This window comes from Hufsiella ginkgonis, from assembly GCF_009834915.1.
Taxonomy (GTDB): domain Bacteria; phylum Bacteroidota; class Bacteroidia; order Sphingobacteriales; family Sphingobacteriaceae; genus Hufsiella; species Hufsiella ginkgonis.
This window is the reverse complement of record NZ_WVHS01000005.1, coordinates 91,794-115,060: the sequence shown is the minus strand read 5'-3', so window position 1 is coordinate 115,060 and position 23,267 is coordinate 91,794. Positions and strand designations below refer to the sequence as shown.

Below are 23,267 nucleotides of genomic sequence, written 5' to 3'. Positions count from 1 at the left end.
TTCGGCAAGGCATGTTAAAAATACTGTCTTTTCAACCCGTTTCCCTGTACCAGAACGGCGGCGCTTCGCGCGTGCTCCGGCGCCTGTATGCGGGCAGGGAAAGCCAGGTGACCTCGCTCGGTATTGTTACAGGAAAGATCTTACCGCAACAGGGTGAGCTGCCGGAAACGGTTATCACCGCATTTCCCGCACACCGTTACTGGATGCGCTGGAAAGCCCGGGACCTGTTTACGTGGGCAAGGGAAAAGCTTTTTAAGAATTTAACGGTAAACAGGCTGCGGCGGGCGGCCTCTGGTGATAAAAGCGACGTACTGCACATGGTGCAGCATGGCCCTTTTTGTACGGCACTCTGCACCAACGATATCTTAAGGGACAAGCAGTTATGGGTTTCCTTCCACGATCATTTCTCGCTTACCGGCGGAACCTTTGCAGATACTAAACGGCTTTGGACACAGGCCGACAGGCGATTGGCCATTTCGGTAGAATTAGGGGAGGAGTACCGGCGGCTGTTTGGCGATAAAGAATTTGAGATCATTACCGACGGTGTGCTGGCGGGCGAACTTTCGCCTCCACGTTTGCCAGGCGAAAGTGACGCACCCCTGGTCGTCTATTTTTCCGGCTCGCTCCACCTGGAATATTACCCCTTATTCGAAGTACTGGTGGCGGCAATGGAAGTGCTTTGTAAACAAGGCATGGCACTTAAGCTGGTACTCCGCGGTACGCAGCAGTTAAGTTTCCTGGAAAACAAGGCGTTTATCACAGAATATCGTACTTCTTTTATCAGCGACGAGGCCATTAAGGCGGAGATGGACGAGGTAACAATTCTCTATCTTCCCATTAAATTTAGTCCGCCGGAGTTTTACCTGTACAGCCTTTCAACAAAAATGGTGAGCTACCTGGGTTCTTCGGGCGCAATACTATATCACGGGCCTGCAGGCAGTGCGGCAGGTAAAATGTTGGATATTGCAAATGCTGCGGTATCTTGCAACACCTTAGATGTTAACGATATGGTAAACGCCATTTCTGCACTGGTACAAAACAGGTCGGTTTCTGCGAATGCCGGGAAGCTGGCGTGCGAGCGATTCGACCTGGAGGCGATCAGGAAACAATTTTGGAAGGAAATATCTTGACTACCCAAAACCGGCTATGAAACATTTCCTCCCCGAACTACGCATCTATCTCTGCAATCGCTGGGTCTCCAGGCTGCCAAGCCATACCTTGCGGTTATGGTTTTATCGCAGCGTCATGAAGTTCCCGGTGGGAAGAGGATCTGCCATTTTCCTCGACGCTACCTTCGATTGCGCCGGAAATTTTTCCCTCGGCGATCACGCCGTGATCAATGGCAAATGCCGGATAGACAACAAGGGAGGCATCTATATCGGCAGCAACGTGTCGATCTCGCAGGAAGTGATGATCCTGTCGGCCGATCATGACCCCGACTCGCCCGGTTTTACAGGTCGAAATAAGCAGGTAACGATCGGCGATTACGTTTGGATCGGGTCCCGGGCACTCATTATGCCCGGCATCACCATTGGTAAAGGAGCGGTGGTTGCCGCCGGTGCGGTAGTTACCAGGGATGTGCCACCGTTCGCCATCGTGGGCGGGGTGCCCGCCAGGGTGATCCGTAAGCGCAGTGAAAAACTTGATTATACGATTTCTTACAGGCGATTATTTCAATAGGACTCAATGAAGGTAATGTTCATAACCGGTTCCATGGAGCCCGGACGCGATGGAGTAGGAGATTACATCCGCCGCATGTCCGGTGAACTGATCCACCGCGGGATCTCGGTTTCTGTGCTGGCTTTGCATGACAGGCATTGCCAGAAACACATTACCGTTATGCAGCAAAGCGACGGACACCGCTTCCTGGTAATGCGGATCCCGGATGCCTGGAGCGCCGTAGACCGGTATGACCAGGCATATTTTTGGATGGAGGAGATGAACCCCGATTGGGTAAGCCTCCAGTATGTTCCCTTCGCTTTCCACATCCGGGGGTTTCATAAAGGTCTCGGTAAGCTGCTGTCGCGGCTGGGCGACGGGCGCCGCTGGCACATAATGCTCCACGAGATGTGGGTAGGAATGGCAAAAGAAGAGCCTTTCAAGCTGCAGGCATGGGGATGGGTGCAGCGCTTTTTTATCCGGTCGCTGCTGGAAAAGCTGCAGCCGGAGTTTATCCATACCAACACGTTCCTGTACCGCGAGTACCTTGCCCAATGGAAATTTAAGTCGGTATTCCTTCCTGTATTTTCGAACATCCCGGCAACGGGGGCGGCGCATTTGCAGGCAGGTAAGCCATTCGCCATCCGCGAAAAGCGGGAGATCATATTCGTCGTATTCGGATCTATCCACCGGAATGTTCCCATTGTACCGTTTGCCGAAGAAGCGTCGGTCTATGCCAAAGCCAACAACGTACCGGTGTCGCTGGTGTTCCTCGGGCGCTGCGGCGGCGAACAGGAACGGTGGATAAAGGCGTGGGAATCGGCCGGGTTGCCGTTTATCGTCCTGGGAGAGCTGTCGCCCGCACGGGTGTCGGAGGTACTTCAGGGTTGTACCATCGGCCTTTCTTCCACGGCCTGTGCGGTTGCGCAAAAAAGCGGCTCCTTTGCGGCGATGCTCGAGCATGGCTTGCCGGTGATCGGCGTCTCAAACCCGTGGACCCCCAGGGGAGCAGGCCCGCAAAAAACGCCTGCGGGCATGGTGATCTATGAGCGGGGAAAATTAAGTGCCTGCCTCCTTTCTATCGAAGAACATCCGGGTTACCATACTGTTACCGAAGTTGCAGAGGTAATGGCCACTACACTTTTTGCAGCCGACGAACTGCTTAGCTACTCATGAAAAGAACGCGGATCTGTCTGTTTACCGCCCATTCGCCGCTTTTTGGCGGAGGAGGCGCCGTGCTCAGGAGCCTGATCGCTCACCTCCCTGAAATAGATGTTGCCTGGCATTATACAGAAGAGCGCCCCGCACAGGGTTACGAAAGCGGCTACCTCGGCCGGGGAGTAATGGGCGGAAACCTGCTGAAGGACCTGGGGATCACCTGGTCGCTGTTGAACCAGCAACAGGTACCCGCTCTCGACGCGCTTATACAGCAGCTGCTGCGCATACATTGCGACGGTTATTGGATCGTATCACACAATGAAGGACTGCGGGTGGCCCTTGAGCTTGCGCGGCTGGGCAAACAAGTGCACCTATCCGTACACGACGATTGGGCCGCAGCCCTCTGCGCTCGCTCGTTCCGCTACCGGCTGATGGGGCGTGCTGCCGACCGGCTTACCCGCGCTACCCTGCGGGAAGTGCCGGGTTTCGACGTGATCAGCGAAGGCATGCGCGCCTACTACCAGCAACTAAGCGGCCGCCCGGGCGAAGTGTGTCACCGGTATCTTCCGGAAGGTTCGATCAGGTCGCCGTTACCCCGGGTGAAAGACGGCCTCACTGCCGGCCATATCGGTTCCATTTACGATAAAAAGGACTTTGTTAGTTTCCTCACGCTGTTTAAGGATTTTGCCCGCCGGCGAAACCGGCAGGCTACCGTGCATTTATGGGGATGCCATTTAACCCCGGATGATATGCCTGAGGCGTTAAGGCCGCATGTACAGTTTCATGAAACATTGCCGGAAGAGGTGGTCGTCGCCCAACTTGCTGACTGTGATATTTTGTACGCCATGTACCCTACCTCGAAGGCATTGCACCGTTTCTCGCAAACCAGTCTTCCTACCAAGCTTACCAGCTACCTGCAGGCAACGCGGCCGGTGTTCGGTCACGGCCCCGCCGATAGCACGCTGAGCCAGTTCCTGGAAGCCACCGGTACCGGCGCTATGTGGACCGGCACCGATGCTGACGCCGGGTTTGCCGCACTGGAAAAGGCGCTTGAAACCGAGCCATCGCACGGTACCTGGCTGGCGGCACGCGACCATTATTTCGGCGAGAAGAACCTGATGGTGATGCGTCGTGCGTTCAACGCCCGGTTGCTGTAAGTATATCACCCGCTACGGTCATTCCGGCAAAGCGATATGTACCGGCTTGCCTTATGCCCGTTCTATATACACGTCCCCATAGCCCGGGGGTTTATGTGGGAACGATTTTATTGTCAAAACCATTAAAAAATCCCCCGACCGCAACATTGATCGAAAACATTACCGCATTTCGTGACCAAACAGGTATTTTAGCGGATTGGCAAGTTTAAAGTATCTATGGGTAAACAGGGCCAGGCCAGCTATCGGGTCTGTTAATTTTTTTCGCTCCTGGGCGAAGAGAATATTGCTGTTTCCCAACCTCCTTAGAAGGAACCGCCGCCATTGGAAACTAGCCAGGGCAGGCGCACATATTGACGAGACCGCGGAGTTTAGCCGGGGAAAGATCATGGGGCGCAAAAATAATTTGTCGGTCGGAAAATTCTCCTTTGTGGGAAGGGTGAGTATGTCGCTTCATGATGAGGTACGCATCGGGCAATATGTTTGTATCAATGATGGGGTTGAGATCCTCACGGCATCGCACGACGTTGCCGACCCCCGGTGGACCCAGTTTTCCCGCCCGGTGGTTATCGAGGATTATGTATGGATCGGCATAGGCGCCATGATCCTTCCGGGAGTTACCCTGGGCAGAGGTGCCGTGGTGGGTGCGAGGGCCGTAGTGGGCCGCTCGGTAGCGCCCGGCGAGATCGTGGCGGGCAACCCTGCCAGGCCCACCGGGAAAAAGAGGAGCGAGCAATTGAATTATAATCCTTGCGAGTATTTAGCAGCTAACCGGGCATGGCTCGTAGAAGGGTAACGGAATATGGTCATTCTTTCACATCCTACAGGAAATTCGTTTGTGAGGGCAGCGGCCGGTGGTTTGCTCGATGCGGGGCTATTGTCGCGTTTTCATACTTCGATCGCTTGTTTCCCGGGTAACCTGCCGCACCGGCTGAGTGGGTTGCCTGGTTTATCGGAGATCCGCCGGCGCAGCTTCGACCCCCGTTTGGAGCCTTATACAACTACGTGGCCGTTTGTGGAAACCGGCCGGCTGATTACCGCCAAAACAGGTCCCGCATTCCTGCTGGCGCACGAAACCGGTCCTTTTTGTATCGACGCCGTATACCGCCATATCGATAAAAAGCTGGCGTCGGTGCTTAATCGCGCATCCGCCGGCGGCGTAAAAGCCGTTTATGCCTACGAGGATGAAGCGCTGCTGTCGTTCCGGGAAGCAAAAAAACATGGCATTAAATGTTTGTATGATCTCCCGATAGGGTATTGGCGCACTGCCCGCGCCTTGCTGGAGCGCGAACGCGAACGCTGGCCGGAATGGGCGGTCACGCTTACCGGGTTTAAGGATTCGGAGGCTAAGCTTGCGCGAAAAGATGAAGAGCTGCGGCTGGCCGACGGTATTTTTGTTGCCAGCTCGTTTACCGCCCGCACTTTAAAGGATTACCCGGGCGCATTGGGCCCCGTTGCCGTGGTGCCGTACGCGTTTCCCATGGTGCAGGGCGGGCGGATTTATAATGAACAGCATGATCGTCCGTTAAAGCTGTTGTTTGTGGGCGGTTTATCACAGCGCAAAGGGGTTGCCGATGTATTTGCAGCGGTGGAGCAGCTTGGCGACGCGGTATCGCTTACGGTAGTGGGCCGTAAAGTAACCGCCGAATGCCCGGCGCTCGACCAGGCCCTTGCCAGGCATACCTGGATACCGAGTCTTCCGCATAATGAGGTGCTGGCGCTTATGAGGCAACACGACGTATTGCTGTTCCCCTCGCTGTTTGAAGGCTTTGGATTGGTGATCACCGAGGCGATGGCGCAGGGCACGCCGGTTATCACCACCGATCGTACGGCGGGACCCGACCTTATTACCGATGGCGTTAACGGATGGCTGGTGGAAGCCGGCTCTACAGATGCGCTGCGGCTGGCGATAGAAAAACTGCTTGCCGACCGGTCCTCGGTTGCTGCTGCGGGAATGGCGGCCATGGATACTGCCCGCGGACGCAGCTGGGAGGTGTACGGCCGGGAGCTGGCCGCCGCGATACAAACATTTACCTGAACTTTTATACTGGTAACGATGATTTTAAAAAAGTACCTATCTTAAATGTACATGCAACCAGAGAGCAACACTATACCGGGAATGGCAGTAGACACGTCGTTCTTTTTACGTGAGAAAACCGGGCAGGCGATTGAATCGCTGAAGAGAGGGGTTTGGATTTATCTCTTACTGTTGATCTTCGAGGGTGCGTTGCGGAAGTGGTTTCTTCCCAGGCTGGCTGCTCCTTTACTGGTGGTGCGTGACCCACTGGCCATCTGGATGCTTTTTGTGGCATGGAAACACGGGATCTTTAAGCTGAACTGGTATATCAGGGCGATGATTACCGTGTCGGCGATCTCGCTGTTCACCACCCTGATCGTGGGTCACAGGAATATTGTGGTGGCTGCTTTTGGCGCCAGGATCCTGATCCTGCACTGGCCGCTGATGTTCCTCATCGGGCGGGTGCTCGAACGTAAGGACCTCATCCAAATGGGAAAAGTATGGTTGCTGGTATCCATCCCGATGCTGCTGCTGATCATGCTGCAATTTTACAGCCCGCAATCTGCCCTGATAAACCGGGGGGTAGGGGGCGACGTGGCCGGCGCCGGCTTTAGCGGGGCATTGGGATATTATCGCCCGCCAGGCACGTTTTCCTTCACCACCGGTAATGCACAGTTTTTTAGCGTTACCGGTATGTTCGTAGCTTATTTCTGGCTCGAAAAAACCAATATCAACCGGTTCGTGCTCATGGGCGCAAGCGTGGCATTGCTGGCAGCCATCCCGTTCTCCATCAGCCGCACGCTTACCTTCCAGGTAATCCTGACCGGTGGATTCGCACTGCTGGCAATTTACCGTAAGCCCAAGTATTGGGCCAGGACGGCCATAGTGGGTGCGGGGTTATTTTTTACGCTCGTTTTTTTGAACAAGTTTGAGTTTTTTCAAAACGCTACCGCCGCGCTTACCGTAAGATACGATTCGGCTACCGAAGGTGAGGGGGGATTGGAGGGTGTATTGGGTAACCGGTTTTTAGGCGGGTTGTTAAACGCGTTGTTTTCTTCAAACCAGCCGTTCTTCGGGTATGGCATGGGGATGGGAACAAACGCAGGCGCGAAGCTGATGATGGGTAACGTGGATTTCTTCCTGATCGCCGAAGAAGACTGGGCCCGCCTGGTAGGCGAGATGGGCTCGTTACTCGGGATCTCGGTGATCGTTATTCGTTTGCGTTTCTGCTATAAGATACTTACGGAAGGATACAAATGGCTGCGCGAAAATGATATGCTGCCCTGGATACTCCTGAGCTTTGCAATATACACCGTGGCTACCGGGCAATGGGCTCAGCCAACAGCACTGGGCTTTTCTACGTTGATCGGCGGATGGGTGATCGCCTCGCTAAAAGGTAAAGAAACTGAAGAAGACCAACAAGCTCAATAAGCTGCTCATGCCTCCCGCCCGCAAAAGGATCCTCGTATATCGCATAGGCAGTTTGGGCGATACTATTATTGCCCTGCCCGCATTTAATAAAGTGTGCGAGATGTTCCCTGATGCGGATATCACCTTGCTTACCAACCGGCCCATCGTTTCGAAGGCGGCGGCAGTAGAGAGTGTGCTCGGGCAGGGATATTTTTTCCACCGGGTGGTGAACTATCCGAGCGGCACCCGTAACCCGCTGGTGCTCCTGGCTCTATGGAAGGAGCTCAGGGCGTTAAAAATAGACATCGCCATTAATCTGGCTACCACCCGGATCTTAAAGGACCTGGCCACCACCAAGCGTACCGTATTACGTGATAAATGGTTTTTATGGTCCACGGGGATTCGCCAGTTCCTCGGTTTCCCGGCCATCAGGCAGGATTTTGAACTGAGCATAGATCCTGTAACCGGGCAATACGAATGGGAAGCCTTGCGGGTGATGCGGCGGCTGGAATCGCTCGGGCCGGCGGACCTTACCAGTGACCGCTACTGGGACTTGCATTTCAGCGAGGAGGAGCTCGGCCAGGCGAAACAGGCGCTGCAGCCATTGGCGCCCGGGCAGCCCATTGTGGCGATGTGCGCCGGTACTAAAATGCAATCGAAGGACTGGGAGGAACAGAACTGGCTTTCTTTTACCAGCCGGTTGAAAACGCTTTTGCCGGGGTGGCAGCTGGTAATGGTGGGAGCCCCGGATGAGGCAGCGCGTGCCGATAAGTGTATCGAAACCTGGGGCGGCGGTGTTAACCTCTGCGGGAAGACATCGCCGCGCGTATCCGGCGCCGTGCTTAAACAGGCGCGTGTTTTTGTGGGGCACGACAGCGGTCCCATGCACCTGGCCGCCGCCACCGGCACGCCTGTAGTGGCCATTTATTCGGCGAGAAACCTGCCGCGGCAGTGGTTCCCGAGGGGAGATGGCAACCGGATTATTTACCATAAAACGGATTGTGCCGGTTGCGTGCTGGAGGTATGTGTTGCAGAGAAAAAGAAATGTATCCTCTCGGTTACGGTCGATGAGGTAATAGATGCCGTAATGGAGGTGCTTCTCCGGCGTGAAGCGGGCAGCCAACAATGATCAGCTGAATTATCACATATGTTACTAAAGATCTTTACCTTTTTTCTTCCCTGGCCCCTCCGCCGGCGTGCGTTGCAGCGATGGTTCGGGTATAAAATACACCCGGGCGCGAAGATCGGCCTGGCATGGATATTCCCCGGGAAGCTCGAGATGGCGGAGGGCGCCCGCATCGGCCATTTTACGGTTGCGATTCACCTCGACCTGGTAAAAATGGAGCGTAAAGCCTCGCTTGGAAGGGGGAACTGGATCACCGGGTTCCCTACCAACGGCAGTTCGCCGCATTTTAAGCACCAGCCCGGGCGGCAGGCGGCCTTGTTCATCGGAGAAGAAGCTGCGGTGACCAAAAATCACCACCTTGATTGCACTAACCGGATAGAGATCGGCCGTTTCAGTACGGTGGCGGGATACCGGTCGCAGTTTCTTACACACTCCATTAATGTGATGGGGAACAGGCAGGACAGTGCCCCGATCACCATAGGCGAGTATACCTTCGTGGGAACCAACGTGGTGGTGCTCGGGGGAGCGGTATTACCGGCAAGATCTGTGCTGGGCGCTAAGTCGCTGCTTAACAAGGCCTATACAGAAGAGTGGAAGCTGTATGGCGGGGTACCCGCGGCGGCGGTGGGCGATATTTCCCGCGAGGCCAAATATTTCGCCAGGGCCGAGGGGTTCGTTTTTTAATACCCGCAAATAAACAGAAGAAGATGAAGTTATTACACGTGATCGGAAGTATGGACCCACGCAGCGGGGGACCTTGCCAGGGAATCCGCAACAGCAACAGCGCTATGGTGAACCTGGGCGTTGAGCGCGAAATCGTGTGCCTGGATGCTCCCGACGCTTCCTTTTTGGGGATGGACGATTTTCCCATCCATGCGCTCGGCCCTGCCCGCGGTCCATGGCATTACGCAGAGAAGTTATACCCCTGGTTGATGAACAACCTAGGCCGGTTTGATGTGGTGATTATCAACGGGTTGTGGATCTATTCAAGTTATGCCGCTCACCGGGCTTTTAAAAAGCTGAAGCGCGCATCGCCCGGGGCAGACCTTCCCAGGGTATATGTAATGCCGCATGGTATGCTCGATCCTTACTTTCAGCGTGCACGCGACCGCCGCTTTAAAGCGATAAGGAACTGGTTTTACTGGAAACTGGTAGAGCGCGCGGTAGTTAACGATTCTGCGGGCCTGCTTTTTACCTGCGAAACGGAGCTGTTACTTGCAAGGGGCACCTTTAGCGGGTACCGCCCCAGGAAAGAGCTTAATGTAGGATACGGTATTGTACAGCCCCCGGATTACACGCCTCAAATGTCGGAAGCATTTTCGGCGCGCTGTCCCGGATTGGACGGGCAGCCTTACTTATTGTTCCTTAGCCGCATCCACGGGAAAAAGGGTGTGGATCTGCTGATCAAAAGTTTTGCCGCTCATATCAAGGCATCCGCATCGCGCGAAAAGGCACTGCCAAAGCTGGTTATCGCGGGGCCGGGCACCGAAACACCGTATGGTAAACGATTGGTTTACCTGATCAATCAATTTCCGCATCTCAAGGAACGTGTGCTCTTTACCGGCATGTTAACCGGCGATGCTAAATGGGGAGCGGTGTATGGCTGTGAGGCGTTCATATTGCCCAGTCACCAGGAGAATTTCGGGATAGCCGTAGTAGAGGCGCTGGCCTGCAAAAAGCCCGTGCTCATTTCTAACCAGGTAAATATTTGTATGGAGATCCATGCGGGCGGCGCCGGGATAGTGGCTACCGATACGCTTACAGGCACCTGGGACCTCTTACGTAAATGGTTTAGCCTGGGTGACGAGGAACGCGCGCAAATGGGACAGAACGCGCTGGCGGTTTACCAGAGCCACTTCCACATCGACCCGTTCTCGGTAGCGCTGCACCAGGCCATTTCGGAGTAGTGCAGGCTAGCCTTTTTTTGCCCGGTCGGTGCGGGCGCTGATCAGTTCCGCTGTTTTTAGCGAGATAAAGTACTCGTAAATCGACTGCAGCGTGGCATAAGTAACCCCGGCGCTTCCATCGAGAAACGCGAGGCGCACAAACATCATGTACATCCATTTTACCAGTGGCCGGCCGGGAAGCCGGTAAAAAAGGCCTTTCTGGTGATAGCGTTTTTCTGTAAAATCCTTGCTGAACAAGGCTTTCTTCAGGGAAAAATTCTTTCCTTCGCCCATATCTTTCAGGCGCATGGCAGCCTCCATATCGGCGTAGCTGAGGTGCCTTTGTACCCACGCCCTGAAGCCTTTACTGAACGGATAGTGATCAAGGAAGCCATCCAGCCGCTGCACCGGGCCGGTTACAACAGATACCGGGTTTACCAGCCGTTCATACCTCATTTTCCCTGGCCTGAACAGCCGGATATAATACGGCGAGATCTGCGCGTGTTTAAGCCACCGGCCGTTCCAGGCAAAATCTCTTCGCCGGATCTCGAAGGCGGAGGCGGTAGCTTCGTCGCCTTTAAAGTTTTGTAATACCTGTTTCAGGCTTTCAGAAACACGCTCATCGGCGTCGATATACAATACCCATTCATATTTAAACGGGATATTTACCAGTCCCCAGTTCTGGTGTGCCGACCAATTGTCGAACTTCCGCCGGGTAATGGTCGCCCCTGCTTTTTCGGCGATGGTTACCGTAAGGTCTTCACTGAACGAATCGAACACATGCACGTCATCCGCCCAGGCAACAGACGCCAGGCATCCCGGCAGGTCCTGCTGTTCATTTTTAGTGAGGATCAATACGGAGATCATTCGGTTTTCATAATTCTGGGTTTCAGCGCTTTGCACGGATGCCCCGCACATACCATCCATTCGGGCATGTTTTTGGTTACCACTGATCGCGCCCCGATCACACACCCGTTGCCTATAATGATCCCGGGATGTATAAAAGATTCTGAGGCGATCCATGCTTCGTCGCCGATAACAATCGGTTTCGCAATAAGCGGATGGCCCTTCAGCGTATAATCATGTGTCCCGGTGCAGATGTTGCTTCCCTGCGAAATGATCGCTCTTTTACCTACGGTGATCAGTGCCTGCGAGTACAATATGGCGCCATCGGCGATGCCGCATTCGTCGTCGAGCTGCAGGTTCCATGGCGCCCAGATCTTTACGTTGGGGTACACATGAACGCCCCGGCCAACCTTCGCGCCGAAGCAGCGGAGCACGAAACTTCGCCAGCCATGAAGCGGCCGCGGTGAGAACCGAACCAGTAAGAACGCGGTAACTTGCCAGGCTATCCTTCCGAGCCGGTTACGTAATGAAAATGAAGGCCCTCTGTAGGTGTCCTGGTTAACCATGCTGCTGCAATGATGCGAAAAAATGCGGAATTTCTATCATCAACCGCGCATTCTCTGCGGTGGGATGGGGCGCAATCCGCCAAAATTTGCTATATTTAGCTGTTTTTCTGCATTCGCCAGAATTAACCACGGAGACCCCCCGCCGAAATTGAATTGAATGGAGAAGAGAAGAATTCTTTTACTAAGTCATAATTTTTCCCCTGAACCGGTTGGCATTGGCAAATACAATGGAGAGATGATTGATTGGTTCGCTAAAAAGGGCCACAATTGTACGGTTGTTACCACCTTTCCTTATTATCCGTTCTGGAAAGTACAGGCGCCGTATAACAACCACTGGTATAAAAAAGAAATTGTGAATTATCCCGGAAGCGGCGCATCGGTAAAGATCTACCGCTGTCCTTCGTATATACCGGCCAATCCGTCAGGATTGAAGAGGTCTATGCAGGACCTTTCCTTTATCGTTACCAAATTCTGGATGATCCTGAAACTGATCCTGTTAAGGGAGAAGTTCGACCTGATCATTGCCGTTGCGCCTCCCTTCCACCTGGCGTACCTGGGCCTGATGCTGCGGAACCGGTCTGGCGGGAAACTGGTTTACCACATCCAGGATATGCAGATCGAAGCCGCCCAGCGTTTAAACATGCTGCCGAGCAGGCGCTTGTTCAAGGAGCTTTTCAAGATGGAACATACCATTATGTCGGGCGCCGATTACATCAGCAGCATTTCGGAAGGAATGATCAATAAGATCAAAGCGAAAGCGAAACGCGAAGTACTTTTCTTCCCTAACTGGGTGGATACGGCATCGTTTTACCCGTTGCCGCTGCGGCACCTGCTAAAAGAGAAGTGGGGATATCACCGCGACGAACTGATCTATTTATACGCGGGAGCGATCGGTGAAAAGCAGGGGCTCGAATCGGTTTTAGATGCAGCCGAAATCCTGCAGCATGATAAAGATATCAGGTTCGTGATCTGCGCTTCGGGTCCTTACAAAGAACGGCTGGTGGTGCAGGCCACGCAAATGGGACTCAGGAACATTTCATTTGTGCCGGTACAGGATAAGGAAGTATTTAACGAGTTCCTGAACATGGCCGACCTGCACCTGGTGCTGCAGAAATCAAATGCGGATGACCTGGTAATGCCCTCCAAGCTGGCTACCATTCTTTCAGTAGGGGGCGCAAGCCTGGTTACTTCTTCCGCGGGTACCTCGCTTTATAAACTCATTAATGATTTTGACCTCGGTTACCTGGTAGAACCGGGCGACCCGAAGATGTTTGCCGCCAAGATCAACGAGATAAAGCAGGATACCGATCTGGAGAAAAAAAGAGAGAATGCGCGACGATACGCCACCACTTACCTGAGCCTCGACAAAGTAATGAACGATTTTGCCGGCCAGGTTTTGCCGTAATCCAGTATAAATGAACGCTCCCAGACATATCCCTGAACTCGATGGTGTGCGCGGACTTGCGGTGCTCATCATCATGGTGTATCATTTTAAGTTCGTTGAACGGTCTTCGTCTTTATATATCGACAAGTTGTATAACCGCGTGCTGGAATTAGGCTGGATCAGCGTCGATCTTTTCTTTGTGCTTTCGGGCTTCCTGATCACCGGCATCCTGCTCGATAAAAAGAAGACCAGGTATTTCTTCACTTCTTTTTATTACAGGCGCGCGCTGCGGATCTTCCCGCTCTACTACCTGTTTCTCTTTATGATGTTCGGCATCGTTTTCCCGTTCCTGATCCACCATGCCGACCCTTTTGAAGCAGAGAAGGTGCGTTATGCCCAGAGCCTCAACGGGTGGTTCTGGATCTACCTCGCTAATGTCAAGCAGGCTATTGCCGGGAGATTCGTCCTGGCCGGTGTCGGGCATCTATGGTCGCTGGCTATTGAAGAACAATTTTACATGATGTGGCCAGTACTCGTTTATTTTACCACGAAAACTTCTTTGCGTAATATATCGATCGGTTTGATCATCTTCTCGCTGGTAACCAGGCTTTATTTAAAGTTTGTGGCCGGCTGGGGTATTGATGCTATTTTCCTGTTCACTCCGGCCAGGCTTGACACCCTGTCTTTTGGTTGCCTGGCAGCCATTGCGGTGCGGAGCGAGGTAAAGATAAACTACCGGCTGATGAACTACGTGTTCTATTTACTGGTGGGTGTTGCCGTTGTATTTTATGCCGTGCACGGCTTGAAATACAGCGATGCGGAGAAACCCACCTTCATGCTATCCTATACGTTGTCGGGGATGATGTTCGGGGTGTTGATCCTGATGCTTCAGTCGTCTTACCCGGTATTTTACCGGGGATTATTTGTGAATAAGTTCCTGCTGTTCCTGGGGAAGTACAGCTATGCGCTTTACATGTTCCATCCCATCATCCGTTTCGTGATGGCGAAATTATTGGGTAAGCCGGTAATGGTACACGGCAGTGAGGTCCCGTGGATCATAGGATTCACGCTGATCTGCATTGCCATATCTATTATAATTTCGCAAATAAGCTGGCATCTTTACGAGAAGCAGTTCCTGAAGCTTAAAGACCGTTTCTTCAAGGCCTGAGCGCTTTTTAATACCTGCTCAGGAAATCCTGGTATGCCAGCGCGATGCCTTCTTCAAGGTCGATGGTGTGCTTCCAGCCTTTGCTGTGGAGCTTGCTCACATCCATCAGTTTCCGCGGCGTACCGTCAGGTTTCGAGGTGTCGAAATGGATTTCGCCTTTGAACCCGGTGATCTGCTTCACCAGCATAGCCAGGTCTTTAATGGAAATGTCTTCGCCGGTGCCGATATTGATCAATCCTTCTTCGTTATAGTTCAGCATCAGGTAGTAGCAGGCAGTAGCCAGGTCGTCGGCAAAAAGGAATTCCCGTTTAGGTGAACCGGTGCCCCAGATCGTCACTTTGTCAAGACCCTGCACTGTCGCTTCGTGGAAGCGGCGGATGAGCGCCGGCAGCACGTGCGAGTTCTCCGGGTGATAGTTGTCGTTGTAGCCGTAAAGATTGGTCGGCATTACCGAAATGTAGTTACAGCCGTACTGGCTGCGGTATGCATCGCAAAGCTTGATCCCGGCAATTTTGGCAATCGCATACGGCTCGTTGGTGGGTTCCAGCAAACCGGTAAGGAGATAATCTTCTTTTAACGGTTGCGGGGCGAGCTTGGGATAAATGCAACTTGAGCCAAGGAACAACAGCTTCTTTACGCCGTTTGTATACGAAGACTGGATGATGTTGTTCTGGATCTGCAGGTTTTCAAGAAGGAAGTCGGCGCGGTAGGTATTGTTGGCAACGATACCGCCTACCTTCGCGGCAGCGAGGAATACATAGTCGGGCTTCTCGGAATCAAAGAAGTCGGCTACTGCTTGCTGGTTACGCAGGTCCAGCTCGCCGGACGTGCGTACCACCACATTCGTGTAGCCTTCTTTTTCGAGTTTTCTAGTTATAGCCGAGCCAACCATGCCACGGTGACCGGCTACATAGATCTTCGCATTTTTTTCCATAGGGGGTTTTATTCGAACTGGTTCTTGATAGAATAGCCTGACGCTTTCAGCAGTTTTTCGCGCTGGAACAACTCAACATCTGCGGCAACCATTTCTTTTACCAGACCCTGGAGGTCGTATTTAGGAACCCATCCTAATTTCTCTTTTGATTTTGTAGGATCACCGATCAGCAGTTCCACTTCCGTCGGCCTGAAATATTTCGGATCTACAGCCACCACTTCGGTGCCTTCGGCTACCTGGTACTCGGGTTTGCTGCAGCTTATTACGTAACCTTTTTCGTCTACGCCTTCGCCCCTGAATTCAACTTCGATGCCTACTTCAGCAAAGGCCATGCGCACAAACTCGCGCACGCGGGTGGTTACACCGGTAGCGATCACAAAGTCTTCCGGGGTATCCTGCTGAAGAATGAGGTACATCGCCTCTACATAATCTTTAGCGTGGCCCCAATCGCGTTCAGCGTTAAGGTTTCCTAAGAATAGTTTATCCTGGAGGTTCATCGCGATCTTCGCTACCGCACGGGTGATCTTACGGGTTACGAACGTTTCGCCGCGCAGCGGGCTTTCGTGGTTGAACAGGATCCCGTTGCAAGCATACATGTCGTACGCTTCGCGGTAGTTAACGGTGATCCAGTAGCCATACAGTTTTGCTACGGCATAGGGCGAGCGCGGATAGAAAGGAGTAGTTTCTGACTGTGGTACGGCTTGTACCAATCCGTAAAGCTCTGAAGTAGATGCCTGGTAGATGCGGGTCTTTTTGGTCAGGCCCAGTAACCTTACAGCTTCCAGGATACGGAGCGTCCCGATTCCGTCTGCGTTGGCAGTATACTCCGGCGTATCGAAACTTACCTTGACGTGCGACATGGCGCCGAGGTTATAGATCTCGTCAGGCTGCACCTGCTGGATGATGCGGATCAGGTTGGTAGAATCGGTGAGGTCACCGTAATGAAGGAAAAAATTCTTATTCGAATCATGAGGATCCTGGTACAAATGGTCGATCCTGTCAGTGTTGAATAAAGAGCTTCGACGTTTGATGCCATGGACTTCATAGCCTTTCGATAAAAGTAATTCGGTAAGATAAGCGCCGTCCTGCCCTGTGACCCCGGTAAGCAACGCAACTTTTTTTCCTTGCATAGAACTAATAATTAGGATGTTTTCAAAAATTGTTCAAATATATTATAAAATATGTTAAATAAGCCACTGAAAACTTACATTGTTATAAAAAAATAATCTAAGTCTTGATGTCGATCCTGCTTCAGGATCGTGAATAGCTGACAACCGATGACCTGCCATTTCAATATTAAATTAACAGCTAAATAACCGGGGATCAGGATTTATTTAAAAAGTTCAGCCACTTAACCATACTTCCGGCATCGTAATGATCGGTCAGCTGATCGTTGGCATCGAAACCGGGGTGAAGCATTATCTCGATCATTTTACCTGGCGCCAATATCCTGTTATTTTTTAAAAGATGTTCCACCGTTTCAAAGTAATCCGTGTAATGGAGGTTATTTCTTTTCAATTGCCGGTTAACATATTTACGGTAAGCAAATTTCAGGTAGTTGCCCTCGTTAAAGGTTTGTGCAAGCCGGAGCTTCAGGTTGTATTTTTTTGCCGCCGTAATAAACAATGAAAGGAACGCTGGCAGGGTGTGAAGATGGTAATGCGAGTCGAGGTGCATAACCGGCAACCTGTGAGCGATCGCCCGGTTTACCTGGGCCTCCAGCTCCCGGTAGAAGGCAGCCTTCTCCTGTGCGCTGAGCAGCTGCAGCTTTTTGTTGGTCCGGGCGATATTCCAGTTTCCGGTTTCATCCAGGTATTCCGGCAGGCGAAAGTCGCTTACCGGTTTGCCCTCCGAGAAGTTGACGTGTACCCCAACTTTTTTTATGGATGCATGCTGGCGGATCAGCGCAACGGTTTCTTCAAAAAGCACGGTATTGGTAAGCAGGGAAGTGCTGTTGATGTAGCCTTTTTCGAAACAATACGCGATAGCCCTGTTGACCGAGGGGTTAAGACCGAGATCATCGGCATTGACAAGCAAGTTGGGAGGGATGTTCATGGCGTAACCTGACGCGAATTAACAAAAATCAGGGCATACTCCACGCAGCGCAGCGGCAATTATATGAATTATGGTACCTGCCACGTCACTTTTTATTTTACCTTTGTATTTTGTGCAGATCCGTATATCCAGCGAACTAACCACCAGTTATTTACCGTATCAGTTAAAGAAGTGAGCTATTAAATGCCCGGTAGACTTTTTTTGAGAAAACTTCCAGCCCCGTGGTTCCGTACTTATCATTACGGATACGTTGTGAATGGGCGACGTGTGAAGCCGACAGGGGATTAACAAATTCCTAAAATTTGATTATATTTAATGTAAAATGTGTAATAATAAAACTAATAATCTGCTGATTGTGACGTTTTTTTACTATTTTCGCGGTGTTTACCCGATATTTAATTATTGAATTTAAAAGATTTATCCATGTCCAATAACTACTTATTCAGACCTGCCGATAACCGGTTGGTACTGCAAAAGAGCTCAAGGCTATTCACCCAGGTAACCCAAACGGTGTCGCACCTTTCGTTTTAATCATGGCATTCTTTTTTCCCGGGAGCTTTTATATCGCAGCGGACCGCTTCTCTCCACCGGGAACCAACATTTTACGTTTCTAATTGTCGTTTGACTATACAAAAATGAATATGAACCTGAAACATTTTATAACCGGTGTTTTTATGCTTCTTATCCTGTTCGGATTATCTTGTACGCCTTACAAGAATGTTCCATATTTCCAGGATTTAAGGAGGGACACTGTTACAAGCGAGCCAATTGTCAATTTCACTCCCTCTACTATCCAGGCAGGAGATCAACTAGGTGTTCACGTGATCAGCCAAAGCAAAGAAGCTGACGCTATATTCAACCCGGCTACAGAAGTGAACAGTGTGAACGCATTGACCAGTCCGATGCTTAACTATATAGTGGATAGTGAAGGTAGTATTCACATGCCGTTGATAGGCGCTGTAAAAGCATCAGGTCAGTCGACACTGGCACTGTCAAAACACCTCGAGACCCAGTTAAGTACCTATCTTAAAAATCCGGTAGTGAAGGTAACGGTTCAAAACTTTAAAGTGTCCGTGTTCGGCGATGTTAAGACACCCGGTTCTTTTAACGTGCCAAACGAGCGTATGACGATCCCGGAAGTGATTAGCCTTGCGGGCGACCTGAACGTAACCGGCCTTCGCGTAATTATGCTGATCAGGGAAACAAACGGCAAGCGTGAGTATATACCGATAGACCTGAGGTCGAAGAAGTTGTTTACGTCGCCTTACTATTACCTGCAGAAAAACGACGTGATCTATGTGCAGCCAAACAAAGCAAGGGCAGCCAACGACGGAACTACGTTCCAGCAGGCGAGCTTGATTATATCTGTTCTTTCTATTATCGCATTACTTATCGCCCGGTAATATAATCCTATAAATTATGAGCAAGAAAACAGCACAGCTTACGGCATTCGCTTTACCCGGGGGTGAGAGTGAGACTTCGGATATTAGCAGGTTAATAAAGAAATATATATTCCATTGGCCTTTGTTCCTGGTAGCGGTGGTCCTGGCAATGGTGGGCGCCTATTTTTATATCAAAGCTACCAAGCCTACCTATCCGATCGTGGCGACTCTTGAGTTTAAGGTCCCTGTGGCCGGTGAGGGCGGTACCGTATTAAACAAAAGCGGCACCGAAACGCAGCTCGACCCCATCAGCAACCCCGTGATCGTAGAGAACGAGATCGAGGTGATGCAATCTAAAAAGCTGATGTACCAGGTGATTATGGACCTCCAGCTTTGGGCGCGTTATGACCTGACGTCGGGCGCTACCAAAAAGGAGCTGTATAAAAATACGCCGGTAAGGTTTTCGCTTATTACCGAAAACGGAAGTCTCGACGGGCTCGGTGAAAAACTGGAGATCATATTAAAAGATAGTAAGACCTTCACCCTGGCCGATGAAAAAGATGGCGACAAGGACTATGCCTATTCCACTCCAATTAAAAGTCGATTTGGTACCTGGCAGCTGGCCAAAACGGGCGAGTTTAACAATTACCCGGGCGCTACCCTGGTTATTACGGTGCGCGACCCGGATATCGTTACCGACGATTTTATGGGTAAAGTGAAAGTCGACCTGGAGAATAAAGATGCACCCTTCGTTATCCTTTCTACTACCGACCAGATCCCAACACGCGGAAAAGATGTACTGAACACCCTGATGGACCGGTATAAAACTGACGCGATGACCGACAAAAATAAGGAAGCTGAGAATACCATCAATTTCATCAACTCCCGGCTCGACTCGCTTCGGAGCGAGCTCGCCGTATCGGAAAAAGAAATCGAACGCTACAAAAGCAGCGTTGGGATGACCGATATCTCTTCGCAGGCGCAGGGCTTCCGCGATATTAAACAATTAAACATACGCACCCTTAATGAAGTTGATATTCAGTTGAGTATTATCAACGGAATAGAAAGGTCACTGGCATCGTCCAATCACGCGATATTGGAAAAGCTTCCGGCATCGAGCGGACTACTGGATGATCCGACGCTGCAGGCGCTCTATGACAAATTGGGCGACAGAATAGCTGCACGCGAACGGCTGCTCGCCACTGTGCCGGAGGCAAACCCTATGTTTACGCCCATCAACGAGGAAATCAAAAGCCTTCGCGAGACCTTCGACGAAAAGGTAAAGGGTATCAAATCGGCCTTGCTCACCAAAAGACAGACCTTGCAGTCGTTTGGCGGCGGTATCCAGAAGTCGCTCGAGCTGGTTCCCGATCAGGACAGGACTTACAATTCGATGAAACGTAACCAGGAAAGTAAGGAGAAGATATTCACCTTCCTCCTGGAAAAAAGGGAGCAGGTATCTTTGCGTTATGCTTCCTCCATCTCGGATGCGGAAGTAGTGGATGATGCACATGCCGGTAAATCCAAATGGCCGCTGCCTGCCGTGATCTATGGTGCGGCGCTCATTCTCGGTTTAGGCGCAGCAGCGGCCATCCTGTATGCACGCGAAATGATGAACGAGCAGATCACGCACCGCCGCCAGATCGAAGACGCGGTGAGCGTGCCGGTATTGGGCGAACTGTCATACCAGGAATCGGATACCCCGATCGTGGTTACGCAGGGCAGGGGAAAATTCGCCATCGGCGAGCAATTCAGGGTGCTCCGAACCAACCTCTCGCATTTACATGCCAATAACGATCCGGGCAGGGTCACCCTATTCACCTCGAGCATCGGTAGCGAGGGTAAGAGCTTTGTAAGCTCTAACCTTGCAGTGACGTTAGCTTATGCTTCCCGTAAAACGATCATCCTCGAGATGGACCTTCGTAAGCCGAAAGTTTCCGGGATATTCGATCTTAACCCCGATCACCCGGGGATCGGCGATTTTCTATCCGGGAAAACTTCTGACCTCGGGGCGTTGATCCAGAAGTCAAATATCCCCGGCCTGGACGTATTAAGCTGCGGACCTATCCTGCCCAATCCGTCAGAGCTGCTTGAAACGGAACGCCTCGACGAACTGATCAATTTGTTGAAAACGACGTACGATGATATTATCATTGACTCGCCGCCGATCCACCTGGTAACGGATGCATTGATCATTGCGCGTACCGCTGACGCTTCCGTTTACATGATCCGCCAGGGATATACGATGAAGGAAGAGCTCGATTTTATTAATGAGATCGACAAAGCCAAACGATTCCCTAAATTCACCATCGTGTTTAATGGTATCCGGAGAGATAAATTCGGCTATGGTTACGGTTATGGTTATAGCTATGGTTACGGCGGATATAAAAACAGCTACTACAACTCTTATACCGATCGGGAGAAAGAAACGTTCGGAACTATCCTTAAGGGTTTCTTGAGAAGGTTCTGATATCCTTTAATAAAAGGTGCTGTTTAAGCGCTAAAGTGGTTAATACTGACAGAAGCACAAACTCGTTGCTTCTGTCATTTTTATTTGGTGACTTGGCTTCGCCGTGATTTAATTCGCAAAAAAGAAGTTATATTTTTAATTTCTTAACAAGAAATGCCGCTATTAATTTGAAATTTTTTATTATTATTGTGGTCTTAATAATGTCTATCGCAGATGTTAACGTATACGCTAAAGGTCGTTGAGCTAAAAAAGGAAACAAAGGACACGGTTACTATTTGCTTCAAACAACCTGCTCTGAAAAAGGTATCTTATCTACCCGGACAGTACCTTACGCTAATCTTTCGTATCAATGGACGACGTTATATCCGCCCTTATTCGTTTTCATCAGCCCCTGGTGTAGATCCCTGTCTTGAAGTCACTGTAAAACGCATCCCTGGCGGTATCGTTTCTAACCATATTAATGATAAGGTAACGGAGGGCGACATGGTTGAAGTACTTAAACCGATGGGTGACTTTGTTTTTGACCCGGCCGGTACCCCGCCTTCCAAACATATTATGCTTTGGGGAGCCGGCAGCGGGATCACGCCGCTGATTTCTATAGCGAAATATATTTTACACCACAATACAGGCAACCGGGTGACGTTGGCTTATGGCAACAGGGACTTCGAAAGCGTGATTTTTCTCAATAAGATCGGCGAAATGTTAAAGGAGTACCCGGATATGTTTAAGGCTGTCCATTTTCACACGCGGCTTACGGTCGACGCAGCCAACCCTTATCTTATACAGGGTAGAATTACAGAGCAGAAAGTGCTTGCGTTACTGGAACAAACAGATAATTCTACCGGAACCATCCATTACATTTGCGGACCGACGGGCCTGAAGGAGTCCGTCAGGCAAGCATTGGCACACGTCGGTGTAGCGCCGGATGATATTCATTATGAGGATTTTGAGATCGTAAGAGACCCAAAGGATTTTGAAGAAGTTACTACCCAGACCATCTCGTTAATAAAAGATAATAAGAAACATGCGGTGGAGGTACCTAAGGGTAAAAGTATCCTGGAATCGGGATTAGACGCGTTGCTCGAGCTATCTTACTCCTGCCAGACAGGAAATTGCACCGTTTGTAAAGGTACCCTGCGTCAGGGAGCAATTAAGATGATCGGCGTTAACAAACGCCCGGCCGATTTACAGGATAACGAATATTTATTGTGCTGTTCGTATCCCCTCGGCGAAAATGTCGAGGTTGAGGTTTAGTCTTTTGTCACACAAATTAATTTATATATGAAAGTAGTACTTCTTGCCGGTGGTTTAGGAACCAGGTTATCTGAGGAAACGGTATTGAGACCAAAACCGATGGTGGAAATAGGTGGTATGCCAATCCTTTGGCACATCATGAAGATATATTCGGCCCATGGATTTAACGATTTTATAGTTTGCCTGGGCTACAAAGGCTATGTAGTTAAAGAATATTTTGCCAATTACTTTTTGCATAAATCTGATGTGACGATTGATCTTACCAAAAACGCCATGGAAGTGCACGACTCGCAGGCGGAGCCATGGAAGATCACGTTGGTTGATACGGGGAACGAGTCATTTACGGGGGGCAGGATTAAGCGGATTAAACAACACGTAGGTAACGAGACGTTTATGCTCACGTATGGTGATGGTGTGAGTAACGTTGATATTACGGCGCTGGTAAGGTTCCATAAAGCTAAAGGAAAAATGTGCACTGTTACGTCGGTGCAGCCGTCGGGCCGTTTTGGATCAATTGATCTGGCCGACAACGATACCGTACGCTCTTTTATGGAAAAGCCGAAAGGCGACGGTGCATGGATAAATGGCGGGTTTTTTGTATGCGAACCTGGAGTATTTGACTATATTGATGGCGACAGTACCATTTGGGAGCGAGATCCGATGGAGAGAATTGCGGCGGAAAATCAGATGGCGGCGTATAAGCATGATGGTTTTTGGAAGCCTATGGATACGCTTCGCGACAAGCAAGAGCTTGAGGAGGACTGGTCTGCAGGTAAAGCGAAATGGAAAATCTGGTAA

At 50.9% G+C, this 23,267-nt stretch carries 20 protein-coding genes and 1 pseudogene; 16 read left to right on the top strand and 5 right to left on the bottom strand.

The window, feature by feature from the left end; genetic code table 11:
- The first annotated feature begins 11 nt into the window (after window positions 1–11).
- From GS398_RS19260 to GS398_RS19215, 10 genes and pseudogenes are all read left to right on the top strand, one after another.
- Window positions 12–1,130 carry a glycosyltransferase gene (locus GS398_RS19260; protein ID WP_160908458.1) on the top strand — a complete coding sequence of 373 codons (1,119 nt, stop codon included), beginning with the start codon at window positions 12–14 and terminating at the stop codon, window positions 1,128–1,130.
- Between the two features lie 346 nt (window positions 1,131–1,476).
- Window positions 1,477–1,632, top strand: a pseudogene (locus GS398_RS22945) (DapH/DapD/GlmU-related protein); the annotation flags it as partial.
- A 54-nt stretch (window positions 1,633–1,686) separates the two neighbouring features.
- Complete coding sequence (locus GS398_RS19250; RefSeq protein ID WP_160908456.1) at window positions 1,687–2,835, top strand: glycosyltransferase family protein; 1,149 nt, start codon at window positions 1,687–1,689, stop codon at window positions 2,833–2,835.
- The gene (locus tag GS398_RS19245; RefSeq protein ID WP_160908455.1) at window positions 2,832–3,974 is read left to right on the top strand and encodes a glycosyltransferase family protein; all 1,143 of its coding nucleotides are present in this window, start codon (window positions 2,832–2,834) and stop codon (window positions 3,972–3,974) included. Before GS398_RS19250 ends, GS398_RS19245 begins: the two co-directional genes overlap by 4 nt.
- A gap of 196 nt (window positions 3,975–4,170) precedes the next feature.
- Window positions 4,171–4,767 carry an acyltransferase gene (locus GS398_RS22755; protein ID WP_304622154.1) on the top strand — a complete coding sequence of 199 codons (597 nt, stop codon included), beginning with the start codon at window positions 4,171–4,173 and terminating at the stop codon, window positions 4,765–4,767.
- Between the two features lie 6 nt (window positions 4,768–4,773).
- Window positions 4,774–6,009 (top strand): glycosyltransferase family 4 protein, encoded by a 1,236-nt coding sequence (locus GS398_RS19235; RefSeq protein ID WP_160908454.1) that lies wholly within the window; start codon window positions 4,774–4,776, stop codon window positions 6,007–6,009.
- Between the two features lie 51 nt (window positions 6,010–6,060).
- Window positions 6,061–7,419 (top strand): hypothetical protein, encoded by a 1,359-nt coding sequence (locus GS398_RS19230; protein WP_202406138.1) that lies wholly within the window; start codon window positions 6,061–6,063, stop codon window positions 7,417–7,419.
- Window positions 7,420–7,426: 7 nt separating this feature from the next.
- Window positions 7,427–8,527, top strand: coding sequence for a glycosyltransferase family 9 protein (locus GS398_RS19225; RefSeq protein WP_160908453.1), 1,101 nt, complete (start codon window positions 7,427–7,429; stop codon window positions 8,525–8,527).
- A gap of 18 nt (window positions 8,528–8,545) precedes the next feature.
- Complete coding sequence (locus GS398_RS19220) at window positions 8,546–9,208, top strand: acyltransferase (protein WP_160908452.1); 663 nt, start codon at window positions 8,546–8,548, stop codon at window positions 9,206–9,208.
- Window positions 9,209–9,231: 23 nt separating this feature from the next.
- Window positions 9,232–10,431, top strand: coding sequence for a glycosyltransferase (locus tag GS398_RS19215; RefSeq protein ID WP_160908451.1), 1,200 nt, complete (start codon window positions 9,232–9,234; stop codon window positions 10,429–10,431).
- A 6-nt stretch (window positions 10,432–10,437) separates the two neighbouring features.
- Here the strand turns inward: GS398_RS19215 and GS398_RS19210 are convergent, their stop codons facing one another.
- Window positions 10,438–11,277 carry a glycosyltransferase family 2 protein gene (locus GS398_RS19210; protein WP_160908450.1) on the bottom strand — a complete coding sequence of 280 codons (840 nt, stop codon included), beginning with the start codon at window positions 11,275–11,277 and terminating at the stop codon, window positions 10,438–10,440.
- Window positions 11,274–11,822 carry an LbetaH domain-containing protein gene (locus tag GS398_RS19205; RefSeq protein ID WP_160908449.1) on the bottom strand — a complete coding sequence of 183 codons (549 nt, stop codon included), beginning with the start codon at window positions 11,820–11,822 and terminating at the stop codon, window positions 11,274–11,276. The genes GS398_RS19210 and GS398_RS19205 overlap by 4 nt, the downstream gene beginning before the upstream one ends.
- Before the next feature lie 157 nt (window positions 11,823–11,979).
- Between GS398_RS19205 and GS398_RS19200 the strand changes: the two genes are divergently transcribed.
- Both GS398_RS19200 and GS398_RS19195 read left to right on the top strand, forming a co-directional pair.
- Window positions 11,980–13,227: a WcaI family glycosyltransferase gene (locus GS398_RS19200; protein ID WP_160908448.1), complete on the top strand. Its 1,248-nt coding sequence runs from the start codon at window positions 11,980–11,982 to the stop codon at window positions 13,225–13,227.
- A gap of 10 nt (window positions 13,228–13,237) precedes the next feature.
- Window positions 13,238–14,374 (top strand): acyltransferase family protein, encoded by a 1,137-nt coding sequence (locus GS398_RS19195; protein ID WP_160908447.1) that lies wholly within the window; start codon window positions 13,238–13,240, stop codon window positions 14,372–14,374.
- 7 nt (window positions 14,375–14,381) lie between these two features.
- On the opposite strand, the gene fcl is transcribed toward GS398_RS19195, so the two are convergent.
- The 3 genes from fcl to GS398_RS19180 all read right to left on the bottom strand — a co-directional run bounded on the left by fcl (window position 14,382) and on the right by GS398_RS19180 (window position 17,363).
- On the bottom strand, window positions 14,382–15,308 hold the full coding sequence (gene fcl, locus GS398_RS19190; protein ID WP_160908446.1) for a GDP-L-fucose synthase: 927 nt from the start codon (window positions 15,306–15,308) through the stop codon (window positions 14,382–14,384).
- 8 nt (window positions 15,309–15,316) lie between these two features.
- Complete coding sequence (gene gmd, locus GS398_RS19185) at window positions 15,317–16,438, bottom strand: GDP-mannose 4,6-dehydratase (RefSeq protein ID WP_160908445.1); 1,122 nt, start codon at window positions 16,436–16,438, stop codon at window positions 15,317–15,319.
- 193 nt (window positions 16,439–16,631) lie between these two features.
- On the bottom strand, window positions 16,632–17,363 hold the full coding sequence (locus tag GS398_RS19180; RefSeq protein ID WP_160908444.1) for a carbohydrate deacetylase: 732 nt from the start codon (window positions 17,361–17,363) through the stop codon (window positions 16,632–16,634).
- Window positions 17,364–18,004: 641 nt separating this feature from the next.
- Between GS398_RS19180 and GS398_RS19175 the strand changes: the two genes are divergently transcribed.
- The 4 genes from GS398_RS19175 to rfbF all read left to right on the top strand — a co-directional run bounded on the left by GS398_RS19175 (window position 18,005) and on the right by rfbF (window position 23,267).
- Window positions 18,005–18,766, top strand: a complete 762-nt coding sequence (locus tag GS398_RS19175) for a polysaccharide biosynthesis/export family protein (protein ID WP_160908443.1) — start codon at window positions 18,005–18,007, stop codon at window positions 18,764–18,766.
- Between the two features lie 16 nt (window positions 18,767–18,782).
- On the top strand, window positions 18,783–21,215 hold the full coding sequence (locus GS398_RS19170; protein ID WP_160908442.1) for a GumC family protein: 2,433 nt from the start codon (window positions 18,783–18,785) through the stop codon (window positions 21,213–21,215).
- Window positions 21,216–21,428: 213 nt separating this feature from the next.
- Complete coding sequence (locus GS398_RS19165) at window positions 21,429–22,469, top strand: ferredoxin--NADP reductase (RefSeq protein ID WP_160908441.1); 1,041 nt, start codon at window positions 21,429–21,431, stop codon at window positions 22,467–22,469.
- A gap of 27 nt (window positions 22,470–22,496) precedes the next feature.
- The gene (gene rfbF / locus GS398_RS19160; RefSeq protein ID WP_160908440.1) at window positions 22,497–23,267 is read left to right on the top strand and encodes a glucose-1-phosphate cytidylyltransferase; all 771 of its coding nucleotides are present in this window, start codon (window positions 22,497–22,499) and stop codon (window positions 23,265–23,267) included.

What these genes read in the sequence shown, in the direction of transcription:
- GS398_RS19195 (WP_160908447.1), top strand. Translation starts at nt 13,238, where the DNA reads ATGAACGCTCCCAGACATATCCCTGAACTCGATGGTGTGCGCGGACTT.
- fcl (WP_160908446.1), bottom strand. Translation starts at nt 15,308, where the DNA reads ATGGAAAAAAATGCGAAGATCTATGTAGCCGGTCACCGTGGCATGGTT.
- gmd (WP_160908445.1), bottom strand. Translation starts at nt 16,438, where the DNA reads ATGCAAGGAAAAAAAGTTGCGTTGCTTACCGGGGTCACAGGGCAGGAC.
- GS398_RS19165 (WP_160908441.1), top strand. Translation starts at nt 21,429, where the DNA reads ATGTTAACGTATACGCTAAAGGTCGTTGAGCTAAAAAAGGAAACAAAG.
- GS398_RS19260 (WP_160908458.1), top strand. Translation starts at nt 12, where the DNA reads ATGTTAAAAATACTGTCTTTTCAACCCGTTTCCCTGTACCAGAACGGC.
- GS398_RS19215 (WP_160908451.1), top strand. Translation starts at nt 9,232, where the DNA reads ATGAAGTTATTACACGTGATCGGAAGTATGGACCCACGCAGCGGGGGA.
- GS398_RS19225 (WP_160908453.1), top strand. Translation starts at nt 7,427, where the DNA reads ATGCCTCCCGCCCGCAAAAGGATCCTCGTATATCGCATAGGCAGTTTG.
- GS398_RS19250 (WP_160908456.1), top strand. Translation starts at nt 1,687, where the DNA reads ATGAAGGTAATGTTCATAACCGGTTCCATGGAGCCCGGACGCGATGGA.
- GS398_RS19245 (WP_160908455.1), top strand. Translation starts at nt 2,832, where the DNA reads ATGAAAAGAACGCGGATCTGTCTGTTTACCGCCCATTCGCCGCTTTTT.
- GS398_RS19230 (WP_202406138.1), top strand. Translation starts at nt 6,061, where the DNA reads ATGCAACCAGAGAGCAACACTATACCGGGAATGGCAGTAGACACGTCG.
- GS398_RS19210 (WP_160908450.1), bottom strand. Translation starts at nt 11,277, where the DNA reads ATGATCTCCGTATTGATCCTCACTAAAAATGAACAGCAGGACCTGCCG.
- GS398_RS19180 (WP_160908444.1), bottom strand. Translation starts at nt 17,363, where the DNA reads ATGAACATCCCTCCCAACTTGCTTGTCAATGCCGATGATCTCGGTCTT.
- rfbF (WP_160908440.1), top strand. Translation starts at nt 22,497, where the DNA reads ATGAAAGTAGTACTTCTTGCCGGTGGTTTAGGAACCAGGTTATCTGAG.
- GS398_RS19170 (WP_160908442.1), top strand. Translation starts at nt 18,783, where the DNA reads ATGAGCAAGAAAACAGCACAGCTTACGGCATTCGCTTTACCCGGGGGT.
- GS398_RS19220 (WP_160908452.1), top strand. Translation starts at nt 8,546, where the DNA reads ATGTTACTAAAGATCTTTACCTTTTTTCTTCCCTGGCCCCTCCGCCGG.
- GS398_RS19175 (WP_160908443.1), top strand. Translation starts at nt 18,005, where the DNA reads ATGAACCTGAAACATTTTATAACCGGTGTTTTTATGCTTCTTATCCTG.
- GS398_RS19205 (WP_160908449.1), bottom strand. Translation starts at nt 11,822, where the DNA reads ATGGTTAACCAGGACACCTACAGAGGGCCTTCATTTTCATTACGTAAC.
- GS398_RS19200 (WP_160908448.1), top strand. Translation starts at nt 11,980, where the DNA reads ATGGAGAAGAGAAGAATTCTTTTACTAAGTCATAATTTTTCCCCTGAA.
- GS398_RS19235 (WP_160908454.1), top strand. Translation starts at nt 4,774, where the DNA reads ATGGTCATTCTTTCACATCCTACAGGAAATTCGTTTGTGAGGGCAGCG.